This window comes from Flavobacterium sp. Flavsp81 (assembly GCF_059491325.1).
In genome coordinates this window covers 1,502,757-1,527,930 of sequence record NZ_CP168505.1, presented here as the reverse complement: position 1 = coordinate 1,527,930, position 25,174 = coordinate 1,502,757, and the positions used below count along the sequence as shown (strand labels likewise).

Below are 25,174 nucleotides of genomic sequence, written 5' to 3'. Positions count from 1 at the left end.
TTTAAAATTTATGTGAATAATTAATTGAAATAATTTAATCTGTTGCTAATATTGAGTCCGAACTAATCTGATTATCCTTAAATCGATCTTCAGAATAGTTTTCTTCATTGTTTTCATTATTATTCTGATATATCTCATCTTCATTGTCCAGATTGTAGCTGTCATAAGGATTTGTGTCATCGCGTTCAGGGTAAGGAGTATTATCCTCCGCCAGATTCAGTCCGCTTTCTATTAACTCCGAAGCATCATTTTTCATTGCATTTTGCTTATAGCGTAAGTTGGTATCCGGATCTTCACCACTTGTAAATTGCTCATCAAGGGCTTCATTCTCATTAGCAGTAGTATCATTATGAGGTCTGCTGCAGTCATATGATTTTTGGTTTGCATCTATACCAAAATCATTTTCTTCCTGATTTTTTAAATTGTCCATAGCTGTCTGACTTAAAATTGATTATGCTTAAAAAAAAGTATTTTACATTTTCAAATTTGTATAAAAATGCTTTAAAAATGTTACAATTTTTTTTTAAAATCTTACACAATTTTAAATTGAGGAGTGTGTTAATTCATTTGCAATTGGTAATTTTTCATGTCCATCAGTGTTTTTTCAATGCCTGAAAGTTGATTTTGCAGCACTAAGGACAGGGACGAATAAAATTTGGCTTCTTTTAAAGATGCTAAATATTTGCTTCTCAATTTTTCTTCGGTTTGTATACACTTACAAAGAAAAGTATTGAAAGTAAAAGCATTTTTAAAACTATTCCAGGTCTTGTGTATATAATATCCCGAATCATTGTACGGATGCCCCAATTTCTCCATTTCATCCTGCAGCTGTAATAAATAAAATGCACGTTCCCGGGAATTTATTAATAAATAGTCTTTCATAGAAGGATTGTCTGCGACTTCTGCAGCATTTTGATAGCTGTCATTACTATCCTGAAGGATAAAAATAATATCTTTTAGTGTTTTTAGTGTTTCTTTTAAATTTTCCATAAATCATTTTCATTTTAGTTACACATTTTATTGTTGAATCAAGCTTTATTCATGGTATATCTTTTTTATACGGGGAAATAGACATTAAAAGTGGCGCCAACTCCTGGTATCCCTGTAGCATCTATTGATCCTTTATGATTATCTGTTATTTTTCTGCAGATGGCAAGACCAATTCCCGTTCCCGTATATTCACTTTCATCGTGAAGACGGCTAAATATGGTAAAAATACTTTCGGTATGTTCCTGATTAAACCCAATTCCGTTATCAGCAAAGGAAATCTGATAATATTTCAGTGTTTTATTTCTTAGTCGGGGAATATCATCCCCGGAAACTATTTTTGTTGTAATCGAAATAATAAGCGGAACATTTTTTTTAGCATATTTTATGCAATTACTTATTATATTATTGAAAAGCTGCTGTATCTGAAACGGAATTGCTTCAATAGTTGGTAGAACACCGCCGGATATTTGTGCTTTTTTTTCGCTTAAGCTTTCATCAAATTCCTGAATGGTATTTTCAAGAATTTCATTAAGATTTGTTTTTTCCACGTCCTTGTTTAATTTATTTGAACGGGAAAACAGCAGTAAATCATTAATAAGTTTTTCCATCCTGTTGGCAGCAACCTCTATTCTGGTGAATGAATCCTTTAGCGTTTGTGGAAAGGATTCAAAATGTGTAGTCCTTATTCTGGAGATGAATAGCTGTACCTTGCGTAATGGCTCCTGTAAGTCATGGCTTGCCACATAATTAAATGCAGAAAGTTCTTTATTTGAAATTTCGAGGTCAAAAATTTTCTCTTCCAGTTCCTTGCCTCTTTTAAATTCATCTGTTACATCTGCATAAATTCCAATAAGAATTTTTTTATCAAAGGAATCTGAAATAACTTTTCCTGTAGCTTTTAAATGGAGGATGGTTCCGTCTTTTCGAATAATACGAAAATAATTTACAAAAACATCTTTACCCGAAATTATCTTTTGGCGTAAATCATGCGCCAAATGACGGTCATCAGGATGAATAAATTCAGTAAACTTTGTAAATGAATCAAATTCTCCAAAAGAACAGCCAAGCATTTTATAACCATTTTTTGAAAAAACTACTTTATCGGAATTAATATCGTTGTAAAAATGACTCAGTCCCCCAATTTCTTCGGAGTATTCATAGATTATTTTGTTGACTGTTAATTCGTTATTGGCTTTCTTTAATTTGCTGTAACCGGATTGGATCTTCCAGTACGAGATGCTAAATACTAAAATTGTAAATAATGCTGTGCATAAAAAGTAAAACGGCGGCAGTGTCCTGTCTTGCAAATGAGTGACTTCTTTATTGTAAAGCGTGAAAATTTCCATGCCGGCCATTTTATTTGCATGAAGTAATAATGCTTTAAGGATGTTTTTATTTTGTTCTGCCTTATTTTTAAAAACGGTGAGATCTGTTGGATCATCAATCATTTTAGGATTCAATAATTCGAATTTTTGATTGATATAATTTTTTAAAGTATCCAGATTTTTTTGCTGTACAGAATTTGTTTTCAGTTTTGCTTTAAGATCATCATAAGAATCCTGAAGTTTTTGTACTGCCAGATTGTATTCAGATAAGGACGTGCTGTCTTTTGCGTCAATAAAATCACGTTGTTTTACTTCTGTTTCATTTATATTTGAAACAAGGCGAATAGTCGACAGATGTACATTATAAGACTGAATCATTGTATTTTCACTTTCAATGTTTACCATTGTTTTCTGGTATGAAATAGCGACAAGGACAAACAAGGTAATCAGGGCAATTATAAATACGAAAGTGAGTACAGATTCTTTTTTATTAGTATTAAGCACGTCCATTAATTTTTTTTTATAGCGTTAATAAAAAAGTTTCCCTGTTGAGATCACAAATATGATATTGCCAATTTATTGTGACTACTTTATAAAGAACCTTTTTTAAAGTATCAAAATTGTTAGGTTTTTTGATATAAATATTGGCTCCCAGAACAAATGCGTTCTGTATATCTTCGGGACTGGAAGAAGTAGAATATATTGCTACTGATAAATCCTTAAGCGTTTCATTACTCCGGATCTCTTTTAAACAATCAATTCCATTTTTACGAGGCATGTTTAAATCCAAAAAAACCACACTCGGCAATGTTATATTGGGTGTTTTAAGATACTTCATAAGTTCTTCACCATCATTGACTATTTTTAGCTTAATTTTTAACGGCAAATCGTCAAAAGCATCTGAAAAGAAAAGTCTGTCATCCTGATCATCATCAGCTAAAAGTACCTGCATAGTAATGTTTGACATTTTCGTAATTTTTTAATAATGATAAACTAATTAAGTTTCTATTGTGTAGGTATCAATTGTAACAAGTATAGAGGCGAAATACCTGTTTTCTATTTTCAACTTGCTGCTTTTAAAATACTGTCTGCTGTATTTTATTTATTCTTATATATTTCCAAAACTATCAGTTTTGTTAAAATTGATTATAGAACTAATCTGGGGTCTTTAGATAAGAATTATTAGTACAAATTTTATTATATATTCTGATATGTATTTACAAAATTCACATTCATTTTTATATTATTCTAAGTACTGTAGTTGAAAATATTGTAATAAATAAGGGAAAAGTTGTAACAAAAAAGGGAGTAATTTTCAGAAATTGTGTTCTTAATTTTAAAATAACAATACTATGGAAACTTCAAAAAAAGATTCAAAATCAGGAATGAAAAGTAGTAAAACTCAAAAATCAGATTCTGGTTCAAGAGGAAAAAGTGACAATAAATCTACAGGATCAAAAGAAAGAGGAAGTCACTAATTTTTTGCTTTAAATTATAAAAGCGAAGCTAAAGATAAAAGCGTGCTGTTTAATTGTAAACAGCACGCTTTTAGATTTTATACATAAGCTTTATAAAAGTAATTTCTTTTATATAATCTGCAAATGTGGCCGTATCTGCATACTTACAATATCACATCTTTCATGCTGCGACAAACAAAATAAAACACTCATAGCAATATCCGTTGCTTCGAGCATTTCCATTTTATCTATTTTTTCCTGATGTTCTTCTTTTGTACCTGGCTGCATATCACTCGTTACTGCACCTGGTTCTATAAGTGAAACCTTAATTCCCAGCGGATTGATTTCTTTTCGGAGTGCGGCACTAAAGCCTCTTATGGCTGTTTTTGTTGCGACATAAATGGTACTGGTTTCTTCACGAGTTTCAGCACTCATGGAGCCAATGTTGATAATATGTCCTGATTTTTGGACCGACATTCTTGAAACCGCTTCTTGTGAAAAGGTAAGATATCCCATAATATTAGTCTCTAATGCATATGTCCAATCTTCTAAATTAGAATTTGTAATTCCATCGACAGACAATGCCGCATTGTTGATCAGGATGTCTATTCCGCCAAGGGATTCATCAACCATTTTAAAAATCATTTGGATATCTTCTTTTTTTGTAACATCGGCAGGAGTACCATAGATTTCGCATTCAGGAAATTGAGTTTTGATATCGTTGATGGCCTTTCTAAAATCCTCCGGATTTCTTCCAAAAATAAGTACACGGCCACCAAGTGAAACCAGTAAATCAGCAATTGCTTTTCCGATACCGGTAGTACCTCCGGTAATAACAATGCGTTTGTCTTTGATGTTTTCCCCAAAATAGTCTGATAAATTTTTCATGTTTATTTTTTTTTTGAGTTATGTAAAAATGTTATACTAAAATAACAGAGAAAAGCATGATGTTGCCAGTCAGACCGTCATACAAAAGTTCAGAAATCCTATTTTGCAATCCTGCTTTTATGTCTTAGGTGTTGAACCTGATTTATGGCAAATTGTTCTTCAAAATTTTATACAGCCATTACCTTGTCAGTTTTGGACGGAACTTCCACATGCTTTATTTTTTGTTATTTTATATGGATTTTTGATAAATTGGTCAGGGCAGGACCATTAGTTACGGTACCGTCAGCTGCGAATCTTGAACCATGGCATGGACAATCAAAAGATTTTTCGTCAGAGTTCCATTTCACGATGCAGCCTAAGTGTGGGCATACAGCAGAAAAAGCACTCAATGTATTGTCATAATCACGATATACTGCAATTTTCTTAAGCCCTGAAGTGAGTATGCCTCCTTCGCCCGCCGGTAAGTCAGCAGTATTTTCTAAATCTGTTGCTTTTACCCAATCCAGATATTGTACAGCCATATTTCCCGCTTCTTTTAAAAAATCAACCGAAGCTCTTAAAGTAATTCTTGTTGGGTCGTATAAATCCTCCCATTTGTTTTTCCTGCCGGTAATAATGTCACTGATAATCATGGCACCTATAGTAGTATGTGTCATTCCGTTACCGGAGTCTCCTGTGATGATATAGATATTATCGTCACCGGGATTTTTCCCCATAAAACCAAGTGAATCAACAGGCTCCATTACCTGGCCGGACCAGCGATACGTAATTTCATCAAGCATAGGAAAATGTTTTCTTGTCCATATTTCAAGATTGTCATATCTTGTAATTTCAGGAATATCTTCCTCATCTGCCTGACCTGTTTTATGATCTTCTCCTCCTGCAATAAGTAAATCATATTTGTCATCAAAGTTTTCCAGACGAACATAATGATAAGGCTGCGAAACCCACTTAGAATCCAGATCTCCCGTATCCCACCACAAAGCAAATGGCAATGATCCTTTTGGGATCTTACCTGCAATTACATAAGTCCTGTAGGCATGCTGTTTGGTATGCATTGTAACCCGGTCATTAATTGGTGTATTGGTGGCTACCACTATATGTTGGGCAGAAAAGGTAAATCCATTTACTTCAGCTCCTTTTACAGAAATATTTTGAGCATGGGCTTCTGTATAGATAATTCCGCCTAGATTTGTGATAGCATCGGCTAATCCTTTGAGGTAATGCAGGATATGAAACTGTGCCTGATTTCTATATTCAATGCATCTCATCCCTTCTCCATTGGCTATAAAAGGAGTGTTTTGCAATAATAGGGTTTGCAGACCGGCTCTTTGAGTAGCATCATATTCTTTGTCCAAATTTTTCTCTTTGTCATTAGGATGCAAAAACAAATATCCATTTACTCTTTTAAACGAGCAATCGATGCCTAAACTGGTAACATTTTTCTCGATTTCATCAATTGCTGCAGTATGACTTTCAGCTGCAAGTGCTGCGGCTTCTTTTCCTAAGATACTTTCAATGTAATAATAACGATCGTCAAGAGCATTCGTTAAATGAGCAGTTGTTCTTCCTGTTTCACCGCTTCCGATAAAACCATCTTCAACAAGCACAACTTTTTTTCCTTTTTGCAGTAGATTGTAAGCTGTTGTAAGACCTGCAATACCACCTCCAATTATTAGAACTTCGGTCTCTATGTCCCGATCCGGTTTATTGCAGGATATAAGTGAAGCAGAATCAATCCAAAACGAAACATTATCTCCTGAAGTTATGGTTCCGTCATTCAATTTGTTTTTCAAATCATCCATAATAATAAATTTTTATAGTTGGGAGAAATATACCTTTTGATGAAGTATCAAAATGAGCTTATCAAAATTATTAACCAAATAATCTGAAAGCTTACAACTTTAGTCTATAATTTTATAGGATTGCCAGTTATATTTTTTGGATTAACTGAAACATATTAAATAGTTGATTCATAGGGCAGAACACTTATAAACTAACTAATTCTTTTAATCGGATTGCGTTGAATGCGGCATATGCTTTTTCATCATTGTCAAAATAGATAAAAACATCTTTATTTACTGACCAGGACTTAATTTGATCGGCCCATTTCTGCAGTGAAGATTCATCATAATTTCCCTGATATTTATTTCCCGGTCCATGAAGCCTGACATATACAAAATCAGAAGTTATAACAAAAGGAGTTAAATGCCTGTCTAATTCATAAATACAAAAGGCGCAATTAAATTCCCTGAGCAAATTATAAACCTCTTCAGTGTACCATGTCTGATTTCTGAATTCAAACACATACCTAAGGTGTGATGGTAAAGCCTTTAAAAAAATATGCAATCTTTCAATGTTAATTTCCCAGCCGGGAGGCAGCTGAAACAATATTGGTCCTAAAGTATTTTTTAAAGCCGAAACATTCTCCAAAAATTCAGAAAGGCTTTCTGCCGGATCTTTAAGTTTTTTCATATGGGTTATAAAGCGGTTTGCCTTGACCACATATATAAAATTTTCAGGAACAGCTTTTCTCCAACTTTCAAATACTTCTTTGGAAGGCAATCGGTAAAAGGAATTATTTATTTCTACAGTATCGAAATACTGCAGATAATATTGAAAATGTCCTTTTGTTTTTAAATTATCAGGATAAAAAGTTCCTTTCCAGTGTTTATAAGACCAGCCTGATGTTCCAATATAAATATTACCGGACTTATTCTTAGTTTTACTCAACATAAGCGATAATTTATTTTGTGAAATTGTAACTCCCGGGTGCTTAAAATATATTACTTGTTTCTATCCCTGATTTTAGAAGCAGAAACAACTAACAAACATGCTTGATTATGATTTTATCAATTTTTTAAAGAAATTATTCACCTTCATGAACGGGTTCTTGTTGTTTTTTTATCATTTCAGCATTCGTACTGTCAGGGAGTATATTACTCATGCCTACTTTCATTTTATTTGTAAATCCGGATACGATTTTGTCTTTTCCCTTCATAAGTGCCTTATAGCCGTCTCTGGCAACATCTGCAGGTGATGAAAGGGAATCCTTATCCTGGACTTCCTTACTGTTCAACATATTGGCTTTGTTAAAAAAGTCGGTATTGGTAGGACCTGGCATGAGTGCTGTTACAGTTATATTGGTATCTTTTAATTCAGATCGCAGTGCTTCAGAGAAAGAGAGTACAAAGGCTTTTGTGCCATGATAAACAGATTGCCAGGGTCCCGGAAACTTACTTGCAATTGAAGCTAAATTGAGGATTTTGCCTTCATTTCGCAGTAACATTCCCTTCAAAAAGTGTTTCGTCAGTATAATCGTAGCGGTAATATTCAGTTCAATGATATCAAGTTCACGATCAAGATCTGTATCTTTAAAAAGTCCATACACACCCTGACCTGCATTATTGACTAATATATTTACCTCGATATTTTTTTCCTGCAGTTCCTGACATAAAGCCAAAGTCTCTTCTCTTTTAAAAAGATCTTTTGTAAACGTAATCACTTCAATTCCGGATTGCTTCAGTTCTTTTGCTGCGGTATCAAGTTCATAGTGGTTTCTGGCAACAATAATAAGATTGTAGTTGTCTTTTGCGAATAATTTTGCCAGTTCATAACCAATTCCTTCTGTTGCGCCCGTAATAAGGACGTATTGCTGATTGTTTTCCATAACAATTGTTTTTTAATTGAACAAGGATATAAAATGTACATTCTAAAATTAGATTCGGCATTTTATAAATTCTTATATAATTTAACGCTGAGGTTATATTATTTACCTGTTCACAATGTTATGTGGAATGTTGAGTATTAATTGAGAATATTAATCTATGTAATTAATTGATAATCAAAAGTTATTGACGTCATAGTCTAAAGGAAGGTAAATAAGGAATTCTGTACCAATTCCCGCTTCACTTTTTACTGTAATGAGGCCACTATGGTTTTCGATAATTTTTTTGCATAGTGCCAGACCTATCCCAGTTCCCTGCTGAGAGCTGTTTAATCTTTGGAATAATTTAAAAACCTGATCACTATATTTTGAATCAAAACCAACGCCATTATCACGGAAAATTAGCTGTAGGTAATTTGTGTTCTCCTTTAGTTTGAGTTTTCTTGCATCAGCTGCGTATATGATTTTGCCTAATACAGAAATAGTTCCTCCCTGATTAGAATATTTTAATGCATTTGTAATAAGATTGGAAAATAACTGATGCATTTGAATCGGAATAGCATTAATAACCGGAAGTGGTGTGTGCTCGATTGTGATATTCTTTTCCAGGATCCAAAGTTCACAATCTTCCTTAACATTACTCAATACTTCATTCAGGTCAGTTGGAGCAAATATCTGTTCGCCTTGTGCGATTTCGGAGTAGGCGAGAACATCCTTGATAAGCATTGTCATTCTTGAAGCCGATGATTCAATCTTTCGGATGTCCCGTAAAGCGTCTTCATCTTTAATTTTATGTGAGAGCATTTCTGCAAAAATCCGTATCTTCCGTAATGGCTCCTGAAGATCATGCGAGGCAATATGGGCATACTCTTCAAGCTGTTTATTTCGAAATTCTATATTCCGGGCATTTTCCTTTAATTGATCTTCAAATAATTTCCTTTCGGTAAGATCTCTCGTTACCTTAGAAAATCCGATAATAGTACCCTCATCATCATGCAGCGCTGTGAGAACTACGAAGCCCCAAAATCTTTCTCCATTCTTCTTAAGCCTCCAGCCTTCGTGCATGGCTTTTCCTTCGCGTGCCGCCCGATTAATAAGTGTTTGCGGCAGTTTTTTTTCTCTGTCTTCAGGAAGATAAAACACACTGAAATTTTTACCAATAATCTCTTTTTCAGTATATCCCTTTATTTTTTGCGCTCCTAAATTCCAATTTTGTACATTGCCGTCAGGATCAAGCAGCAGGATGGCATAATCTTCTACCTCTTCCACCATTTTATGATAGCGGTCTTCACTTTTTTGAAGGTTCAGAGTTCTTTCAGTAACTTTTTCTTCTAATTGTTCGGATAAATTTTTATAGCTGTTTTGACTCTGTATAAGATGTTGATCCCGTTCCTGTTTTTCAGATATATCAACAAGCATATTCAGGGCGCCTACTATTTTTCCGTCATTATTCAAAATGGGGCTGGGATAGGGCAGAACATGTACACGGATGCCATTGGGCTTTTCAATAATAATTTCAACACCTTTAACAGCTCTGCCTTCCTTCAAAGTAATTGCCATAGGACATTTATCCAGGTCTAAAACTGTTCCGTCAGGATTATAGATTTTCCAGGAACCACACCACATATCCTTGCCTATTTCAGGGCGGCGTCCCCATAAATCTGCAGCTGCCTGATTAAAAAACGTAATTTTTCCTTGTAAATCACAAGTATAAACCGCTGCAGGCAGGGCTTCCAGCAGTTGCAGTGAGTTATAATCCACTATATGTGTTGTGTTCATAATTGTCATACTGATAAAGATAAGCCAATTAAAAAAAAAAACAAATTTAAACTAAGAATTTAATTGATAGGCAGTACGATTGCCTTCAAAAAAAGAAATAAGTATTGCCACCAGACTATTGAGGCTTGTAGGTTTTATAAGGTAATGAGAGGCACCAAGCCTTAAAGTATCTTCGATATCTTTTGTATATGAAGACGTAGTAAATATTATTATAGGAACATCTTGTAATCTGGGTATTTTTCTTAATGCTTTCAGACAAGACCGTCCGTCCATAAAAGGCATATTGAGATCTAAAAAAATAAAATCAGGAACATAGTCCGGCTGTTCTTCCAGAATACGTAATGCATCCTCGCCATTTATGGCTGTTATATAGGTAGAAGATGAATTGGCTGTGCTAAGGGCTAACGAAAAAATTTCTCTGTCGTCTTCGTCATCGTCAATTAAAAAACACTTCATAATCGGTTAGTAGCATTAGTTTGAGAAAAACAAATATAAACAATCGTAATAAACTATACCAATTATTTTAATTTGCTTTATGATTATTTGACGTCAGATTTTAATAACGAAATTTCTTTCGGAAATAGATTTAATGATTTGTATAGAAGAATAAAGAAAATATGTTTTTTAAATGATGAACAGCAAAAACAGAGTTTAAATTAATCCAATATTTAATGAAGATGTAAATCCTATAAGCTTGATAATTAATTCTGTAAAAAGCATACAGAATTTGTTCTATAAATTTGAAATACAAATTATAAAAAAAATATCATGAAAACTGCAACAAAAAATACAAACAGTACAACAGGTTCTAAAACGAAAGCAGCTACCACTGCAAAAAAAACAAACAGCAAAGGGGCGACTACAGCAAAATCAAGCGCAGCAGAAGGATTAAGAGAATTATTTGTAGATTCTCTAAAAGACATCTACTGGGCAGAAAAAGCACTGGTAAAAGCACTTCCAAAAATGGCAAAAAATGCTACATCGGATAATCTTATTTCTGCTATTAACGATCACCTTGCAGTAACAGAAGAACAAGTTACAAGACTTGAAAAAGTGTTTACATCTATAGGTGAAAAAGCAGTAGCCAAAAAATGTGATGCGATGGAAGGCCTGATAAAAGAAGGTGAAAGCATTATGGAAGAAACAGAAGTTGGACCAGTACGTGATGCCGGTATCATTGCAGCTTCCCAAAAAATTGAGCATTATGAAATTGCGACATACGGTACATTAGCCGCATTTGCACAGACATTAGGCGAGGATGATGTAGTATTATTACTGGAGCAAACCCTGGCAGAAGAGAAAGAGGCAGATAACCTGCTTACAGAAGCGGCTTATAATACGATTAATTTTGATGCAGCTGAAGAAGATAGTAATGAAGCTTAGAAGTTAAGACTGAGTTTTGTTAGAAAGCCTGTGGTGTATATGTTATGCTGCAGGTTTTTTTATTTTAGATAGATACTACAAATAGTTCTGCCAATTTTTGACTTATAAAAGTTTATTTATCCTTTTCATTGGTTCTGACTACTTCAGCCAATATTTTCCAGTTTTCAATTTTTTCGGGGAGTGAAATTCCTGCATATAAACCACTTGTTGATGGAAGTGTACAATAAGATATACCGGGATGAGGTGTAATGTATTTGTGGAAGAATTTGGCAGCAGATTTACTTTCGAAGAATACATGTTTAATGTTTGGATATCTAATATGAAGACTTACAAAATCATTAACGGTTTCATTTGTAATTTTAGAATCACTGCTTCCTTCTCTTTTGCAGCTGCTCAGTACATGCCATAAAGCAATATGATGTTTTTTTAGTAAAGCCTTTCGATCCTCATACGACTCACTGAATTTTTCGTTAAAAATTGTGAATACTATTTTCCAGAAATGGTTTCCATTATTTCCGTAATGCTGCTGTTTGGCAATAGACTGGTCACCAGGCATAGTTCCAAGAATAAGTACTTTGCTGGAATCATCTATAAATGGCTGTAGGGCTTTTTTATACATTATAAAAGTTTATATTTTTAAGGCTCCGTTCATTTATTCTGAATCAATTTCGATCCATACGGGAGCATGGTCGCTTGTTTTTTCCCATCCGCGCACATGACGATCGACTCCTCCGGAAAGTAACTTCTCTGCTATTTGCGGACTTAGCAGGAAATGATCAATTCTAAGACCTGCGTCCCGTTGATAGGCATTTCTGAAATAATCCCAAAAGGTATAGATTTTTTCAGTTGGGTATAATTTACGAATGGCATCTGTCCATCCCTGGGATACAATATCCTTAAAAGCCTTACGGACTTCAGGCCTGAAAAGAGCATCATCAATCCATCGTTCAGGTTTGTAGACATCGAGTTCTGTTGGCATTACATTATAATCACCAACGAGAATCACAGGTGTCTTTAAGCTCAAAAGCATTGCTGCCCGATTAGACAATCTTTGAAACCACTTCAGTTTATACTCTAATTTTGGACCGGGTGCAGGATTACCGTTTGGCAGGTACAGGCAGGCGATAACAATTCCGTTTACAAGAGCTTCAATATAGCGGCTCTGGATATCTTCCTGATCACCGGGAAGTGTTCGTGTGACTTCTTCTATCTCCATATTTCGGGCCAGAATAGCGACGCCATTCCATTGTTTCTGCCCATGCCATATCGCATTGTAACCTGCATCGGCAATAACTTTTTCCGGAAACTTGTCCTGTGGGGCTTTTAATTCCTGAAGGCAGACAATATCCGGAGCCGCTTCTCCAAGCCACCGAAGTAACACATTTATACGGCCGTTGATTCCATTGACATTATAAGTAGCTATTTTCATAATGCATTGATAATTGATTTAAATTCTAAGTTACAAATTATCTTTGGCAGTCCTGCACTAAAGGAACTGCATTTAAACTAAAAAAATTAAAAAAGCATATAACAATTTTTTTTCCTTAAATTTGAAAGGATATAGAAATCAATTAAATAGCCATGGTCGCTGTTTTGATTTGAAGTTTTTATGACAATCGATTTTTGAAATTATTGAGTTAAAGATGTGCTTAAAAAATATTTAATGAAAAGATGACTAAAATGAAAAATAAAATTATACTTCTGTTTTTTATTCCTTGTTTGTCCTTTGCCCAGATAGGCATAAACACTACCGATCCCAGAACAACTTTAGATGTAAATGGTGCAGTTACGCACAGAGAAACAAGCTTTGCAGTGGCTTCTAATGCAGTGAACATTAATACAGATACTTCACTGGCCAATATTACGGGTACTGCTACGGGTACTGTAGCGGTAACGGCATTTGTTCCGACTATCAGTGGACATTTATTAATCATTTCCAATAATACTACTGGTGGTTTTGGCGCAACGTTTTCAGGAACGACAATTCCTAATGCCCAGTCCATAGGTTTTGTTTATACCAACAGCGCGTGGAAAACTACAATGGGATCATCGACAGTATCAACATCCAATCTGTACAACAGTGATGGTACCCTGACAGGTAATCGTACTGTTGCACTGGGATCTAATACTCTTACTTTTTCAGGTACAGGAAGAGTTGAATTTTCAAATTGGTTTGGATACGCCAAAGACACACGAAAGGGGATTGTAGCATCGTATAATGATGGTAATGGTGATGTGTATGGTATGGAGCAGGCTTCAACTGGCCAGACTGGTACATCTCCTGCATTGCGTTTATTTACAGCAAATGCTGCTTCAGCTCATCTCGCTTTTGGTAAATATACCACTGCAACCGCTTTTACTGAATATGCCAGGTTTCATTCTAACGGTTTTTTTGGTATCTGGACCGGTACCGGAGTAAGTTCCACCTTACATGTAAATGGCAGTATTGCCACCAGTATCACGGTTATTTCCGGAAATTTAACATTAACTGTGAGCCATAAAACAGCAATCATTCCGCTTGGGTCTGCTTTTACCGTTACGTTGCCAGCTGCTAACTCAGGATTAACCGGGAGAGTTTACACCATTGTCAATAATACAGTTGGTGCAAAAACCATAGGCAGTTATATTAATTTAGCCGGGGCTACTGTAACCACTATTGCTGCAGCAAGCAGTGTAGAAGTACAGAGTGATAATACCAACTGGTATCAGATACAATAACTTAAAAACAACTAAAATGAAAAGTAAAATTCTGCTGCTGTTTTTTATCACCTATTTCTCCTTTGCCCAAACGGGAATAAACACCACCGACCCCAGAACAACACTAGATGTCAACGGAGCGGTTACCCGCAGGGAAGTAAGTTTTACTGTGGCTTCTAATGCGGCCAGTATTAATACACAAACTTCACTGGCCAGTATTACAGGTACCGCTACCGGTATAGTTGCGATAACGGCTTATACACCGACTATCAATGGGCATATATTAACCATCTCAAATAATATTACAGGAGGTTTTAATGCAACCTTTGCAGGTACTACTATTCTCAATGGTCAGGCCCTGCTTTTTATCTATACCAATGGGGCATGGAAGACTACACTGGGATCATCAGTAACTGCAACCGATATTTATAACAGTAACGGTACCCTCACGGGTAATCGAACAGTAACAATGGGAGCTGATAATCTTACTTTTTCAGGCTCTGGAAAGGCTGATTTCCTGGCTCCAGTTCCGGTAGGACTTCCCAAAGATACACGAATGGGAATGGCAGCATTATATACAGCCGCCATAGGTGATGCTTATGGTCTGGAGAAAGTTTCAGCTGCCCAGACTGGAACAACAGATGCATTGCGTGTGTTTACTTCAAATTTTAACGGGACACCACATCTCGCTTTTGGTAAATATACCAGTTCAACCGCTTTTACTGAATATGGAAGGTTTACTAATGCTGGAAATTTTGGAATCGCTACTACTGCACCAACTTCGACTTTGCAGGTCACTGGCAGTATTGCCAATAGTATTCTGGTGATTTCCGCAGATCTGACATTAAGTGACACTCATAAAACAGTAATCATTCCGCTTGCGTCTGCATTTACCGTTACGCTGCCCGCAGCAGCAGCAGTACCGAGCCGAATTTATACGATTGTCAATAATACAGTTGGTGCAAAAACCACAGGCAGCTATATTAAGTTAGACGGGAGTTCAGTAACCACAATCAATGCTTCTAGCTGCGTTGAAGTACAGAGTGATGGTACCAACTGGTATCAGATCCGATAAACAGATTGGTTTAATAATATTAATTAAATTGATTTTGTTCTTTTTCCATTAAGAGATGTTTCTTAAAAATAACTTTACCCGGATATTTCTTTGCATAGGCAGCTATCAAATTCATGATGTATTGGTTGCTTTTGTAGGGTGTTACAAAATCCTTTATCTCTGACGGATCCGTAAATCCAACATCAGATGTGATGTAACCCATACCATAAAAATGACCATTTTCTACCCAGATACAACTGCGCTCATCTGTTGACCTGCCTTTGTCTATAATAGCGAAACTTGATCTGTTGCCCAATAAAAAATCAATTGCATTTTCGATTTGACCATTGTGTGACAAGACATCAGGTAAATTTTCGACATCATTCTTTTTGATGAATTCACCTTCCGGTGGTCTGGAATATTTGCAGAATCGATAATCAATTCCAAACTGCTGAGCCAGGCTGCGCAGTAAATTTATGGCATCATACTCACTGCTAAAAGCTTCAATACAACGCTGAAATTTATTCAGTTTTCCAACAACGAGATATTTGTATCCGCTACGGGCCTCATAATAATAAAGTCCGTATTTTGGTTCAAATCGTTTTAATGCCCTGTTATATGCCGGCCAAAGTTTCTTGATTTCAGTACATTCGAGTAATAGCGCCATTAATTCAGTAGCACAGACTTCAAACGAAATTCCGTGTATATCCCTTAAGAAGTGTTGTCTTTGCGGTTTGACATTATGGCCGCTGAAATGAGAAGCCACACGTTTTTTTAAGTTGACGGCTTTGCCGACATAAATTACCTTTTTTGCTTCATTGTAGAAATAATAGACACCCGGTTTTTCCGGTAACCGCTCAAAATCTTCTGGCGGCAGGTTAGGAGGTAAACGTTGATCCTGTGAGGTGTTCTTAATCATTTTTGCGATCTCTCCTTCGCTGTCCCATTCCAGTAATTTAGAAAATAATATGGCGGTTGCATCTGCATCACCACCTGCACGGTGTCGGTCTTTGACAGGTATATTCAGTGAAGTACAAAGATTTCCCAGGCTGTACGATCCAAGTCCCGCCCTGATTTTTCTTGCTGCACGAACGGTGCATAATTTCCTCGCTGTCCACTTAAATCCTGCTTCTTCAAGTTGGTGTCTGACAAATGAATAATCAAAGTTGACATTATGGGCAACGAAGATACGTCCTGTAAGCATTTGTAGTACTTTTTCAGAGATATCATCGAAGACAGGGGCATTTTTTACCATTTCATTGTTAATGCCGGTTAAGGCAAAAATGGGAAGCGGTATTTCCTTTTCGGGGTTGACGAGAGTTTCCCAACGATCAATTACCCTTGTTCCGTTATGAATGATAATCGCAATTTCTGTAATGCGGCTGCCACTGGCATTACCGCCTGTGGTTTCGATATCTACTATGGCATATTCCTGTGTTTTCATCTAAAAAAAAATATAACGCAAGCTTGTTCTTAATTTATTGAACATATAAAAATCTCCTATTTTTTTATTGGGTCTTTTTATGAATATATAAATCTGATGTCTCTTAGATTAGGCAGTTGGATATTATACTGTGAAATCTTTCTTGTGTGTTAATTCTCTTGCTGTCTTTGTTGGTATTCAGATTTGGAATAAAAAATATCATGGATATTTTAATTATTGTTATGGCAAACATCAACTTAAAAGAATATCTGAGCCAGCTTATCTATAAAGTGAACCCTTGTTTCTGCTTATGTAATAGAGCAAAATAATAATTTTGTAATTCACATTTGAGGTTGCAAATTTAAGCAAAATATCATATAATATCCAAATTAAATAAGAAGCGATAATGTATTAATATGTTGTTTTTTAGTGTTTTAAAAAGTTTTATTCTTCATGTTTTGAAAGTTCATAATAATTGTTTATTTGAAATTTAACATAAATCTGAAACCTAAGTTATTTATCATAAAACAAGATTTTGTTTATAGAGATAGCTTAATTAATTTGACAGTTACTGCCCGTCTTCTTTTTTTATGTTCAGTCGCTTCTCTACCTAAAACGAGGAATATAAAATACTGCTGTTTCAATTGACAGTTTTAGATTATGCTATTCTTTAATCAAAGTGTATTACTGCTTTTGGATCATTGGTATAATTGATTCTTTCCAATATTTCACTTCTTCAAAAAGCAGTTCCGAAATCTTCAGCGCTCTATTAATTGTTTGTAAGCTTCATATTTTATATCCGAAAAATGATTTTATGGGATATTATTACGGCTGTTTTTTGAATAAATGATTAAAATGTTAAAAATCAGGTATTTATACTCTTTTTTGATTTGTTTAGTTTTACGAATTTTGATATAATTAAAATATAATCTTACATAATTAAATTATTTTGTAAATAAAATTGCATTAATTTATCTTCAGCAATCAATTTTATCACAATAAATCAATTCTTATTAACTTTTAAATTAAAAAATTATGAAAATGAAAACAAACTTATTCTTTCAATTCCCTGAATTTACCAATAACAGAAGCCCTCCTTTTTTTGATTTTAGACTTTTAAAAATATTAACCTTAAATCAAATCACATGAAAAACTTATACAAAATTATTGTCTTTTGTGTATTCGGAATAACGTATTCCCAAACTCAAAATGATATTGAAAAAATTAGATCTAATACAAACGTGGCAGAATTGGAATCATTAAGTGTCAGATATAAGACAGAAGCGGATAAAAAGAAAGAAAGGGCTTTAAGTTTAGCAAAAACCAATGGATGGAATGTTACATTTATTAATAGAGACGGCACCTTAAGTGAACTCATAGATGTTTCCCCCGACGAAAGAAATCCAATTTATTTTACGCCCGAAAATGTAAATGCTGCCAAATCAACCAGAGCAAATTTTTTGAATTCTGGCGGTGCTTTAGGGCTTAACCTTAATGGGCAGTCTATGACTGCATATGTATGGGATGGAGGAGCTACACTTCCTGCTCATAATGAATTTGGGGGAAGAGTTTCTATTTTGGATGGCGTAACAACTATTGTAACAACCAACAACAATAGTCAACATGCTAACCATGTTACGGGTACTATTGTTGCAGCAGGTTCAGTAGCAGCTGCAAAAGGTATGGCTAATCAGGCAAATGCAAAAACCAATGATTGGAATACTGATTTATCTGAAGCTACAACTGCTGCAACAAATGGGATGTTATTATCTAATCATTCTTACGGATGGGGGCTAAGAAATGCTTCCGGAGTTGTTATTATGGCACCGTGGAGATTTGGAGCTTATGAGACAGTGGCAAGAGACTGGGATAATGTAATGTTTAATGCGCCCTATTACTTAATGATTAAAGCCGCCGGAAATGATGGCACTGATAATACTGCAAATACAAGTCCATTAGGAGGAAATACAAGTTATGATAAACTTACCGGATATGCTACCTGCAAAAATAATCTGGTAATTGCCAACGCCAATGATGCTGTTATTAATGCTTCCGGAGCATTAACCAGCGTAACTATTAACACTTCCAGCAGTCAGGGGCCAACAGATGATTTAAGGATAAAGCCTGATCTTACAGGAAATGGCACTTCTGTATATTCGACCGCTACACTTACATCACCAATAACACCATTAACCAATAGCAGTTACGGTAATGCAACCGGAACTTCGATGGCATCTCCAAATGTTACCGGGACATTGCTTTTATTGCAGCAACATTATAAAAATGTGACCAGTAATTTTATGCGTGCGGCAACATTAAAAGGGCTGGCATTACACACTGCGGATGATGCAGGAGCCACAGGCCCTGATGCTATATTTGGGTGGGGTTTGTTAAATGCAAAATTTGCAGCAGAAACAATTACGAAGAAAGGAACACAGGCCATTATTGAGGAAAACACTTTAAACAATGGGAGTTCATATAGTTTTCAGGTAACATCTGATGGAATAAACCCGTTAATTGCCTCTATATCCTGGACTGATCCGGCTGGTGTAGCTTACACCGGCAGCACTGCAAATATTAGTACTGCAAAACTTATCAACGACTTAGATATACGTGTAACAAACATATCAGGTACTACTTTTCCTTACAGACTATTATCGGCCACAACAAATGGATTGGGAGATAATACTAAAGATCCTTTTGAACGAATAAGGATAATTGGCGCTGCAGGTAATTATACTATAACCATTAATCATAAGGGAACTTTGGTTAACGGCAATCAGAAATATTCTGTCATTGTTACCGGTATAACAATACCTATAGCTGATTTATATATAAAAGACAGACCATTTGATACAGGAATAGAACCAAATCCGGATTCAGGCCCAATGTGGATAAGTGAAGGTATCTGGGTTAGACAAAACATAGATGCAGGGCTTACGCATCAGAACCCGGAATATAAAACAAGTTCACCAAACGGAGTGTATATAAAAGTTTATAACAGGGGAACATCTGCAAGTTCGGCTGCAAAAGTAAAACTCTATTTCGCAAAAGCATCTTCAGGACTAACATGGCCTGTTAATTTTGTGAATTTTAATGTTGGCGGTATCTTGCATGGCGATGAAATTGGAGAAGTAAATATTCCATCTATAGCAGCAGGCAGCAGTACAATAGTTATGATTCCGTGGTATCCGCCAAACCCGGCAGATTTTACTTATGACCAGCATCATTTTTGCTTAACAGCCAGAATTATATCTTCAACAGATCCAATGTTTAATGAAGCAACTGGCGTCGGAATTAACGTAAATGTTAAGAACAACAATAATATTGCATGGAGAAACCTGAGTGTTTATAATTTAGTAACAACTGATGTTGTTCCTCCCACAGCGATATTTATCAGAGGAATAAAATCTAAATCTATAAACATAAAATTTGAAGATAAAGGGTTTAATGAAGAACTAAAAAATAATTTCTTTGATCTGGGAGGAACAATTGAAGCAACCCTGGATGAGCGGTTATTTGAAAGAGCACAAACAAACGGAAGCCTTAGAGGAGTAAAAATTATAGATAAAAATAAGATACTTATTGACTCCAGAGAAGCATCGATTACAAACTTACCTATTGATATTGATGAAACTTTTGGAATAACATTCGATTTTAGAGTAGCAAAAGACTTTCCGGCTGATGAACAAATCACATTAGATATTATTCAGGAAGATGCCCAAAGAGGTGAACTGGAAGGAGGAGAGCGTTTTGCTTTAGTTAAAGCTGACAAATCTAAAACCGAGAGTAACAAAATAACACTAACAGAAGCAGAGTCCGGGGTTTTTGTAATCTATCCTAACCCGACTGATGGAATATTTAAAATAAATGTAAACAATGAGGAACAGGGTACTTTAAAAATAATCAGCATTCATAACACTATTGTTTTTGAGAAAAAAACCAACAAACAGAAAGAGTTTAATGTAGATATTGCAAAACAAATTCCCGGAATTTATATAGTTCAGTTTGTTTCTGATAAAGGAACAATAACTTCAAAAAAAATAATTAAAAAATAATTATAAAAAAGAAAAATTCCTCAGTACCAAAAGGCTTTTCAGGAATTCAATATCAGGATGTCGTATTTCGATCCGTGTCCGAAATAAATCAGGAGGGCTGTTTTACTTATTGTGAAACAGCTCTCTTATTATATTTTTGCAGAATTCGTTTACATTCCCATTTAAACTGATATATGGTTTGAGTCATCAGTATCTGCAAGTTGCAGGTGCACAATTTCTATAACAAATTTATTATTTCTCTTCGAAAAGTAAAAACTGTTACCACTTTGCTTTTCTATACAAGAGGTAAAAGCCGCTTCGGTTTTATAAATTTTATTTCGCAGGGTCCGGTTCTTTCTCATCTGATAATAATTTTTATCTTTAGGTTTTAAATTATCCGATTTATGAATGACAATATGTTTAAAAAGAGATCTATAAGCATTTTTAAGTACCTGTTAAGTGTTGGTTTAGCGATAAATTTAATTTCCTGCAGTGTAATTAAAAAAGAGAACAAAGCAGCAGAACTAAAAAAGGGTGTAAATGTTATAGTGATTATAGCTGATGATGCCGGCTGGAATGATGTAGGTTATAATGGGTCTGAGATTAAAACACCCAACATAGATTTATTAGCAAGTAAAGGCGTAAGATTAGATCGTTTTTATGTGGCTCCAACCTGTTCTCCTTCCAGGGCCGCACTTTTAGTAGGAATGCCTGCCAGTAGAATTGGGATTTTAGCACCTATCGATGGCAGAAGTAAAAAAACACTTCCTGATTCTATAGTAACTCTTCCCAAAGCCTTAAAAAAACAAGGATATCAAAGTGCTTTAATTGGCAAATGGCATTTGGGACTGGATATTGAAAATGGCCCGGGCGCTTTCGGATTTGATTACTCCTATGGTTTTTTGCATGGACAAATAGATCAGTACTCACATGTTTATAAAAATGGTGACAAAAGCTGGTACAGAAATGATAAAATGATTACGGAAGAAGGTCATGCTACCGACTTAATCACAAAAGAAGCAATTAATTGGCTCACCCAAAAAAGAGACACAACAAAAAACTTTTATTTGCAGATAGCTTACAGTGCACCACATTATCCACTGCAGGAAGAAGATAAATGGAAAGAGCCTTATTTAAAAACAATTAAAGATAATTCACGCAGAGATTATGCCGCAGCCATGTCACACTTAGATTATGCGTTCGGTGAAGTTTTAGATGTTATAAAACAAACAAAACTTGATGAAAACACCCTGATTGTTTTTATGAGTGATAATGGTGCCCAGCGAAACTGGTTTCCTGTAAAAGAATACAACTTAATACACGGACCTAATTCGGTATTAGGAAGCAATGCACCATTGCAGGGTTTTAAAAATTCCAATTACGAAGGAGCTATTCGGGTACCGGCTATATTGTATTGGAAAAATCATTTAACTGCCGAGGATAACAAAAATTATATTTCAGTTACCGATATAATGCCAACGATACTTTCTCTGACGGGTGCAAAAATTCCGGAAGGAATTGAAGGAGTTAATGTCTGGCCGTCTATTACGGATAGCAAAATAGAAACGAAACATGATATTTATGTTAGAGGCAGTAAGCAGGAAAGTTTAATACACAAACCATGGAAACTGATCAGGCAGCGAAACAATAAAGGGAAGTCGGTTATTTATCAGCTTTTTAATATTGAGGCAGACCCTGAAGAAAAAGAAAATTTAATTGACAAAGACGCTTCACTTACCGCAAAAATGAAAGTATTACTGGAAAAACAATTTGCTAAAGATGATAAAAATGTAAATGCCGGATTAGATCAGGGGGAATAAATATTTGAAATCATTTCAGGGTTCTTTAAAACGGAAATATAAACAGTTACTCTTAACCTTAGTTTTTATATTTTTTTCGGTATTCACGAGGAGAAATTTCCATTTCTTTACGGAATGATTTTGAAAAATGATAAGGGTCGTAGTAGCCCAGATGATAAGCAATTTCATTTATTTTCATGTTGCTGAATTGCAATAATGAACAGGATTTCTGGATTTTTAATTTGTTTAAATATTCAATAGGGGTAAACGATGTTTTTTCTAAAAATAAATTGCGAAAATAAGAATCCGAATAGCCTACGTGTTTTGCGATTTGACTCAGCGTTAATTTGTTGGTCAGGTTATCCCTCATGAAAATAATACTCATAGGAATGGTATCCAGATCTGATGTATTAATTGATTTTATTCTGATATATTGATCAATATATTTTATGCTGGACAGAAAATGTTTTAAACAAATACTTGAATATTCTAAGTTATCAGCATAGAATCCCATTTCTAAATTTTGATACATTTCCTCAAAGAGATCCAGACGATTGGATATTCTGACATCATTTAGAGTTATAATTTTCTCAGCAACAGGAGCGTATAAGGAGGATTTTGTACCTCTAAAGTGAATCCAATAGATACTCCAGGGGTTTGAAGCCTCAGCCTCATATGAATGGGGTTTGTTTGCAGGAATGATTAAAATTTGATTTTCTGTAAGCTTAAACTGTTCGTTTTCTATGGTTATGGTTCCTTTTCCTTTTTCGCAATAAATTAAAATATCTTCAAGTGCTCCTTTTGAACGTTTGCGAAAATGATTTTTTGCATTTGGATAATAACCAATGTGGGTAATATAAAGCGATTTGGTTAATTCATTATTGGTTTGAAAATTTCGAATACTATAGGGTAACACAATTGCTCTTTCTCCTTTAAAACCATCCGCTATATGTTCCATTTGTTTAAAAATTATACTTGTAATAAATAAGTCGAAAAGTACAGGTTTTTTTAATTATTGTTGTGCAAAATTAGTTTTGCATATATAAATCATTGTCACCCTGAGTCCATTCGGCTTCGCTCAGGATAAACTTAGTCAAAGGCTTTTTACCTGAAAAGGGCTTCGACTCCGCTTAGCCTGACACCTATTGTTTTTAATTCTCCTTAAATTTAAACAATGATTTATATTTGGCTAAATTAGTTGTTTTATACATCTTTTTATTTGTTTTTTGCATTTTTTGACTACTGTTATACTTCTAAATTTGTCTTTCAATACTATAAATTTTAAATCATGGGTAAAAATAATTCTTCTTATTTGCTTTTCATTGCTTTGGTTTCTGCTTTGGGTGGATTGTTGTTTGGATATGACTGGGTAGTTATTGGAGGTGCAAAGCCGTTTTATGAAGTTTTTTTCGATATAACCGATGCTCCTTCAATGCAGGGCTGGGTAATGGGAAGTGCTATTTTAGGTTGTTTATTGGGAGTAACAATTTCAGGAAGTATGTCTGATAAATACGGGAGAAAACCATTGATGATTGTCGCCTCAATTTTATTCACATTGGCAGCAGTTGGGACAGGATGCGCGAATGAAACAGATATGTTTATTTTTTGGAGAATAATAGGAGGGATTGGGATCGGGATTGCATCTAACCTTTCCCCAATGTATATAGCAGAAATAGCGCCAAGTGAATCAAGAGGTAAGTTTGTATCCATTAATCAATTAACAATTGTTTTTGGTATTTTGGCTGCCCAAATTGTAAATATGCTGATAGCAAAACCTATTATTGATGGCAGTATTCTGCTGGATTCATGGAATGTACAATGGGGCTGGAGATACATGTTTTGGGCTGGAGCAATTCCTTCCGTAGCTTTCTTTGCCTTAATACTAATTATCCCGGAAAGTCCAAGATGGCTGGCCAGTCAATATAAATATGATAAGGCGGAATCTATTTTTACAAAAATTGGAGGTATCAAATTTGCTTCAGAGCAAATCGAACAATTGAAATCTGCAGTTAGTACTGCAAAAGAATCAGTTAGTTATAAAATGTTATTTGAAGGCAAAATGCCTAAAATTCTTTTATTGGGTATTGTTATCGCTGCTTTTCAGCAATGGTGCGGAATTAATGTTGTTTTTAATTATGCTCAGGAAATATTTTCTGCTGCCGGTTATGGTGTCTCTGATATTCTTTTCAACATCGTTATTACAGGTTTGACGAACCTTATATTTACCTATGTCGGAATGCTGCTGGTTGATAAATTAGGCAGAAGACCCCTAATGCTTTTTGGATCTATAGGATTGGCATGTATTTATGCACTCTTAGGCGTTTGTTATTATTTTGCTGTTACCGGCGCGGCTGTTTTAATACTTGTAATTCTTGCTATCGCTTGTTATGCCATGACACTTGCTCCGGTAACCTGGGTGGTTTTATCTGAGATATTTCCCGTAAAAATTCGGGCAATGGCAATGGCTATAAGTACCTTTTCATTATGGACAGCCTGTTTTGTACTTACCTATACATTCCCGTTATTAAATAATAGTTTAGGGTCTTACGGAACATTTTGGCTTTATGGAATAATTTGTTTTCTGGGGTATCTCTTTTTACGGATTTATTTAGCAGAGACAAAAGGAAAATCATTGGAACAAATTGAAACAGAATTAACAAAATAACAACGGATAC

At 35.0% G+C, this 25,174-nt stretch carries 21 protein-coding genes; 7 read left to right on the top strand and 14 right to left on the bottom strand.

The annotated features are described in order from the left end of the window. Positions 1-34 precede the first annotated feature (34 nt). The 4 genes from ACEN92_RS06095 to ACEN92_RS06080 all read right to left on the bottom strand — a co-directional run bounded on the left by ACEN92_RS06095 (position 35) and on the right by ACEN92_RS06080 (position 3,282). Complete coding sequence (locus ACEN92_RS06095; RefSeq protein WP_495641481.1) at positions 35-430, bottom strand: hypothetical protein; 396 nt, start codon at positions 428-430, stop codon at positions 35-37. A gap of 128 nt (positions 431-558) precedes the next feature. After that, complete coding sequence (locus ACEN92_RS06090; protein WP_495641480.1) at positions 559-990, bottom strand: DUF2383 domain-containing protein; 432 nt, start codon at positions 988-990, stop codon at positions 559-561. Positions 991-1,055: 65 nt separating this feature from the next. Next, positions 1,056-2,825 (bottom strand): ATP-binding protein, encoded by a 1,770-nt coding sequence (locus ACEN92_RS06085; protein ID WP_495641479.1) that lies wholly within the window; start codon positions 2,823-2,825, stop codon positions 1,056-1,058. 10 nt (positions 2,826-2,835) lie between these two features. After that, positions 2,836-3,282 (bottom strand): response regulator, encoded by a 447-nt coding sequence (locus tag ACEN92_RS06080; protein ID WP_495641478.1) that lies wholly within the window; start codon positions 3,280-3,282, stop codon positions 2,836-2,838. 385 nt (positions 3,283-3,667) lie between these two features. Between ACEN92_RS06080 and ACEN92_RS06075 the strand changes: the two genes are divergently transcribed. Beyond that, positions 3,668-3,793 (top strand): hypothetical protein, encoded by a 126-nt coding sequence (locus tag ACEN92_RS06075; protein WP_495641477.1) that lies wholly within the window; start codon positions 3,668-3,670, stop codon positions 3,791-3,793. Positions 3,794-3,901: 108 nt separating this feature from the next. On the opposite strand, the gene ACEN92_RS06070 is transcribed toward ACEN92_RS06075, so the two are convergent. From ACEN92_RS06070 to ACEN92_RS06045, 6 genes are all read right to left on the bottom strand, one after another. Further along, positions 3,902-4,660 (bottom strand): SDR family oxidoreductase, encoded by a 759-nt coding sequence (locus ACEN92_RS06070; protein WP_495641476.1) that lies wholly within the window; start codon positions 4,658-4,660, stop codon positions 3,902-3,904. Positions 4,661-4,884: 224 nt separating this feature from the next. Further along, positions 4,885-6,465: an FAD-dependent oxidoreductase gene (locus ACEN92_RS06065; protein ID WP_495641475.1), complete on the bottom strand. Its 1,581-nt coding sequence runs from the start codon at positions 6,463-6,465 to the stop codon at positions 4,885-4,887. A gap of 184 nt (positions 6,466-6,649) precedes the next feature. Beyond that, on the bottom strand, positions 6,650-7,396 hold the full coding sequence (locus ACEN92_RS06060) for a DUF72 domain-containing protein (RefSeq protein WP_495641474.1): 747 nt from the start codon (positions 7,394-7,396) through the stop codon (positions 6,650-6,652). Between the two features lie 133 nt (positions 7,397-7,529). After that, complete coding sequence (locus ACEN92_RS06055) at positions 7,530-8,330, bottom strand: SDR family NAD(P)-dependent oxidoreductase (RefSeq protein WP_495641473.1); 801 nt, start codon at positions 8,328-8,330, stop codon at positions 7,530-7,532. Positions 8,331-8,504: 174 nt separating this feature from the next. After that, entirely contained in the window at positions 8,505-10,106 is a 1,602-nt protein-coding gene (locus ACEN92_RS06050; RefSeq protein WP_495641472.1) for a sensor histidine kinase, read from the bottom strand. 51 nt (positions 10,107-10,157) lie between these two features. Then, entirely contained in the window at positions 10,158-10,562 is a 405-nt protein-coding gene (locus tag ACEN92_RS06045; RefSeq protein ID WP_495641471.1) for a response regulator, read from the bottom strand. 312 nt (positions 10,563-10,874) lie between these two features. On the opposite strand from ACEN92_RS06045, the gene ACEN92_RS06040 reads away from it, so the two are divergent. Continuing rightward, positions 10,875-11,489, top strand: coding sequence for a YciE/YciF ferroxidase family protein (locus tag ACEN92_RS06040; protein WP_495641470.1), 615 nt, complete (start codon positions 10,875-10,877; stop codon positions 11,487-11,489). 112 nt (positions 11,490-11,601) lie between these two features. Here the strand turns inward: ACEN92_RS06040 and ACEN92_RS06035 are convergent, their stop codons facing one another. Together ACEN92_RS06035 and xth are read right to left on the bottom strand one after the other, a co-directional pair. Continuing rightward, on the bottom strand, positions 11,602-12,108 hold the full coding sequence (locus tag ACEN92_RS06035; protein WP_495641469.1) for a DNA-deoxyinosine glycosylase: 507 nt from the start codon (positions 12,106-12,108) through the stop codon (positions 11,602-11,604). Positions 12,109-12,141: 33 nt separating this feature from the next. Next, the gene (xth, locus tag ACEN92_RS06030; RefSeq protein WP_495641468.1) at positions 12,142-12,918 is read right to left on the bottom strand and encodes an exodeoxyribonuclease III; all 777 of its coding nucleotides are present in this window, start codon (positions 12,916-12,918) and stop codon (positions 12,142-12,144) included. 251 nt (positions 12,919-13,169) lie between these two features. Between xth and ACEN92_RS06025 the strand changes: the two genes are divergently transcribed. Together ACEN92_RS06025 and ACEN92_RS06020 are read left to right on the top strand one after the other, a co-directional pair. Continuing rightward, the gene (locus ACEN92_RS06025; RefSeq protein ID WP_495641467.1) at positions 13,170-14,207 is read left to right on the top strand and encodes a hypothetical protein; all 1,038 of its coding nucleotides are present in this window, start codon (positions 13,170-13,172) and stop codon (positions 14,205-14,207) included. A gap of 16 nt (positions 14,208-14,223) precedes the next feature. Next, positions 14,224-15,261: a hypothetical protein gene (locus tag ACEN92_RS06020; RefSeq protein ID WP_495641466.1), complete on the top strand. Its 1,038-nt coding sequence runs from the start codon at positions 14,224-14,226 to the stop codon at positions 15,259-15,261. Between the two features lie 19 nt (positions 15,262-15,280). On the opposite strand, the gene ACEN92_RS06015 is transcribed toward ACEN92_RS06020, so the two are convergent. Continuing rightward, positions 15,281-16,684 (bottom strand): exonuclease domain-containing protein, encoded by a 1,404-nt coding sequence (locus ACEN92_RS06015; protein ID WP_495641465.1) that lies wholly within the window; start codon positions 16,682-16,684, stop codon positions 15,281-15,283. Between the two features lie 1,124 nt (positions 16,685-17,808). Here ACEN92_RS06015 and ACEN92_RS06010 point away from each other — a divergent pair. Both ACEN92_RS06010 and ACEN92_RS06005 read left to right on the top strand, forming a co-directional pair. Next, on the top strand, positions 17,809-20,721 hold the full coding sequence (locus ACEN92_RS06010) for a S8 family serine peptidase (protein ID WP_495641464.1): 2,913 nt from the start codon (positions 17,809-17,811) through the stop codon (positions 20,719-20,721). 383 nt (positions 20,722-21,104) lie between these two features. After that, positions 21,105-22,520: a sulfatase family protein gene (locus tag ACEN92_RS06005; protein ID WP_495641463.1), complete on the top strand. Its 1,416-nt coding sequence runs from the start codon at positions 21,105-21,107 to the stop codon at positions 22,518-22,520. Positions 22,521-22,578: 58 nt separating this feature from the next. Here the strand turns inward: ACEN92_RS06005 and ACEN92_RS06000 are convergent, their stop codons facing one another. Further along, positions 22,579-23,457, bottom strand: coding sequence for an AraC family transcriptional regulator (locus ACEN92_RS06000; protein ID WP_495641462.1), 879 nt, complete (start codon positions 23,455-23,457; stop codon positions 22,579-22,581). 330 nt (positions 23,458-23,787) lie between these two features. Here ACEN92_RS06000 and ACEN92_RS05995 point away from each other — a divergent pair, with 330 nt between their 5' ends. Further along, positions 23,788-25,164, top strand: coding sequence for a sugar porter family MFS transporter (locus ACEN92_RS05995; RefSeq protein ID WP_495641461.1), 1,377 nt, complete (start codon positions 23,788-23,790; stop codon positions 25,162-25,164). Positions 25,165-25,174 lie beyond the last annotated feature (10 nt).

Coding starts and splice junctions, on each gene's coding strand:
- ACEN92_RS06095 (WP_495641481.1), bottom strand. CDS start 430: ATGGACAATTTAAAAAATCAGGAAGAAAATGATTTTGGTATAGATGCA.
- ACEN92_RS06090 (WP_495641480.1), bottom strand. CDS start 990: ATGGAAAATTTAAAAGAAACACTAAAAACACTAAAAGATATTATTTTT.
- ACEN92_RS06085 (WP_495641479.1), bottom strand. CDS start 2,825: ATGGACGTGCTTAATACTAATAAAAAAGAATCTGTACTCACTTTCGTA.
- ACEN92_RS06080 (WP_495641478.1), bottom strand. CDS start 3,282: ATGTCAAACATTACTATGCAGGTACTTTTAGCTGATGATGATCAGGAT.
- ACEN92_RS06075 (WP_495641477.1), top strand. CDS start 3,668: ATGGAAACTTCAAAAAAAGATTCAAAATCAGGAATGAAAAGTAGTAAA.
- ACEN92_RS06070 (WP_495641476.1), bottom strand. CDS start 4,660: ATGAAAAATTTATCAGACTATTTTGGGGAAAACATCAAAGACAAACGC.
- ACEN92_RS06065 (WP_495641475.1), bottom strand. CDS start 6,465: ATGGATGATTTGAAAAACAAATTGAATGACGGAACCATAACTTCAGGA.
- ACEN92_RS06060 (WP_495641474.1), bottom strand. CDS start 7,396: ATGTTGAGTAAAACTAAGAATAAGTCCGGTAATATTTATATTGGAACA.
- ACEN92_RS06055 (WP_495641473.1), bottom strand. CDS start 8,330: ATGGAAAACAATCAGCAATACGTCCTTATTACGGGCGCAACAGAAGGA.
- ACEN92_RS06050 (WP_495641472.1), bottom strand. CDS start 10,106: ATGAACACAACACATATAGTGGATTATAACTCACTGCAACTGCTGGAA.
- ACEN92_RS06045 (WP_495641471.1), bottom strand. CDS start 10,562: ATGAAGTGTTTTTTAATTGACGATGACGAAGACGACAGAGAAATTTTT.
- ACEN92_RS06040 (WP_495641470.1), top strand. CDS start 10,875: ATGAAAACTGCAACAAAAAATACAAACAGTACAACAGGTTCTAAAACG.
- ACEN92_RS06035 (WP_495641469.1), bottom strand. CDS start 12,108: ATGTATAAAAAAGCCCTACAGCCATTTATAGATGATTCCAGCAAAGTA.
- xth (WP_495641468.1), bottom strand. CDS start 12,918: ATGAAAATAGCTACTTATAATGTCAATGGAATCAACGGCCGTATAAAT.
- ACEN92_RS06025 (WP_495641467.1), top strand. CDS start 13,170: ATGAAAAATAAAATTATACTTCTGTTTTTTATTCCTTGTTTGTCCTTT.
- ACEN92_RS06020 (WP_495641466.1), top strand. CDS start 14,224: ATGAAAAGTAAAATTCTGCTGCTGTTTTTTATCACCTATTTCTCCTTT.
- ACEN92_RS06015 (WP_495641465.1), bottom strand. CDS start 16,684: ATGAAAACACAGGAATATGCCATAGTAGATATCGAAACCACAGGCGGT.
- ACEN92_RS06010 (WP_495641464.1), top strand. CDS start 17,809: ATGAAAAACTTATACAAAATTATTGTCTTTTGTGTATTCGGAATAACG.
- ACEN92_RS06005 (WP_495641463.1), top strand. CDS start 21,105: ATGAATGACAATATGTTTAAAAAGAGATCTATAAGCATTTTTAAGTAC.
- ACEN92_RS06000 (WP_495641462.1), bottom strand. CDS start 23,457: ATGGAACATATAGCGGATGGTTTTAAAGGAGAAAGAGCAATTGTGTTA.
- ACEN92_RS05995 (WP_495641461.1), top strand. CDS start 23,788: ATGGGTAAAAATAATTCTTCTTATTTGCTTTTCATTGCTTTGGTTTCT.